Source organism: Mesorhizobium sp. M7D.F.Ca.US.004.03.1.1, assembly GCF_003998635.1.
In the GTDB taxonomy this organism is placed as follows: domain Bacteria; phylum Pseudomonadota; class Alphaproteobacteria; order Rhizobiales; family Rhizobiaceae; genus Mesorhizobium; species Mesorhizobium loti.
This window is the reverse complement of sequence record NZ_RZQG01000948.1, coordinates 1-2,194: the sequence shown is the minus strand read 5'-3', so window position 1 is coordinate 2,194 and position 2,194 is coordinate 1. Positions and strand designations below refer to the sequence as shown.

General features: G+C 62.0%; 2 protein-coding genes. Both read left to right on the top strand.

The window, feature by feature from the left end; genetic code table 11:
• The coding region (locus EN935_RS32335) for an amidohydrolase family protein (protein WP_127374036.1) at positions 1-1,307 on the top strand (1,307 nt) is incomplete at its 5' end.
• A partial coding sequence (locus EN935_RS32330; protein WP_164771542.1) for a zinc-binding dehydrogenase occupies positions 1,295-2,194 on the top strand: 900 nt, incomplete at its 3' end. The genes EN935_RS32335 and EN935_RS32330, both read left to right, overlap by 13 nt.

The window sequence follows — 2,194 nt, the reverse complement described above, 5'->3', positions numbered from 1 at the left end:
ACGACGGTCCGCTCGAGTTCTGGATCGCGCGTCGCTTCGGTGCGCCAACGGTCGATCCCTATCTCGACACACTGTGCGCGGCCACAGACATGCTGGCTCGCGGCATCACTTGCGTGCAGCACCTTCAAGGCAGGCTGTTCGGCGATCCGGACACCTTCGAGGCCGAAGACGATCGCATTCTGGAAGCCTATCGGGACGCCGGCATGCGGGTCTCGTATTCGCGCGGTCTGACCGACCAGTGCCGCTTTGTCTACGATGCTGATGACACGTTCCTGGCGACATTGACGCCATCTGAGCGCGAGGCAGTCGACCATCTTGTCGCCCAACCTGTCGAGCCTGCAGGCGAGCAGCTCACATCGAGCTACCACGCGTTGCGCGGGCGTTGGCAAGGCAAGGCAGATGGACGGATTGCCGTCCAGTTGGCCCCGGTCAATCTGCACTGGTGCAGTGACGAACTGCTACTGCGCGCGGAGGATGTCTCTCGGGCCGACAACGTGCCCATGCATATGCATGTCGTGGAGACACCATATCAGGCCGTTTATGCACAGTTGCGCAGTGGCGGGAAAAGTGCCGTCGGTCATCTGGACGCGCTCGGCCTGCTTTCGCCGCGTCTTACCATGGGCCATTCGGTATGGCTCACCAGTGACGACATCCGCCGTGTCAGGCGCAGCGGCGCCTGCATCTGTCACAATCCCGGTAGCAATTTCCGCCTGATGAGCGGGTTGGCGCCGGTCTCCCGTTTCCGCGCCGAGGGCATACCCGTTGCAATCGGCATAGACGAGGCAGGGCTTTCGGACCGGCGTGACATGATGGATGAAATGCGACTGGCCTGGGCACTGCTTCAGTCCCCCGGCCACGGTGAAACGCCGGTCGATGGTCGCGAAGTGTTGCGCATGGCGTTGGACGACGCAGCTGCCACCACACCGTTTGGAGGAACCATCGGACGCATCGAACCTGGCTATTCGGCAGACCTGATCCTGCTGTCCTGGGACAGAATCGCCGGTGCGTATTTCGACGTCGCTGACGGCAATGTGTCGGCGCTGCTGCGCCGCATGGTCTCATCCAGCGTGCGCACCGTGCTGGTTGCGGGCCGTATCGTCCATGACGAGGGGCAATCCACGATGGTCGACATCGCGACAGCGATGGATGAACTGGGGCAGCGAACCAAGGCCGCGGCGGCGCTCGACCCCGTTGGCCGTGTGGCGACCGCTGCAGCATTGGAGAGCGGCATGCGCCGTTTCTATAACCGTATGCCTTGGATTGACTGGCGATCAATCACTGGGGAGAGCGCTCTATGGAAAAGATGATCTTCGGGGTTGCGTTGTCAAAAAAACGCGTCGCGCCGATCTGCCGCCCTGTAAAGGGTTTGCCATCGGGGTGGGTGCGGCTAGATTTGAGACGTGCCGCATTCTGTGGCTGCGGCCGCGAGACGGTTGTCTATAAGGGTTTTCGTCAGCCTGCGCGCGCAGGTGTGATCGCTGGCCATCAAATGATGGGGACTGTAAGGGAAAGTACAGTTGCTTGCCTGGCCGCCGGTCAGCGCGTAGCGGTCTATCCTTATGTCGGCTGCGGCCACTGCGAGGTCTGTATCGCACGCAATGCCAGTCTGTGCGAGGTTTCACTCACAAAGCTTGGTACGGATGTGGACGGGGGCTGGGCGACTGGCATCGTGGTGCCAGGCAATGTCTGTGTGCCGCTCTCGGACAACACACCTGACGATCTCGCGGCGCTGGCCGGCTGCAGCCTTTCGACGGCCTATTCCGGCCTTCGCCGGGTCGGGCTGAAGCGCGGCGACCATCTCCTCGCCTACAACGCCGGCAGCCTCGGCTTGAGTGCCATCGCAATCGCAGCGGAACTGGGTGCCCGCGTCACCGTCGTCGAGCCGAATTTTGTCAGGCAGCGCGTTGCCAAAGAACTCGGTGCGCAAGACATTCTAGACGAACATGACCCGGACCTGGAGGCGAAAATCGCCGCCGTTGGAACGACGCAGGCGTTCGATGTAGCCTTTGACCCCACCAACGACGAGGCCTCACGCCGGCGTTGCCTTAATGCGCTTCGGCACGGAGGCCGCCTGGTGATGGCTGGCGAATGGAATGGGCCGACGATAACCGATACCCATACGATCATCGCCAAGCAGCTGACCTTAATCGGATCATGGGCGTTCTCGCAGGACGAGCAGCTTGCCGTGCTGCGC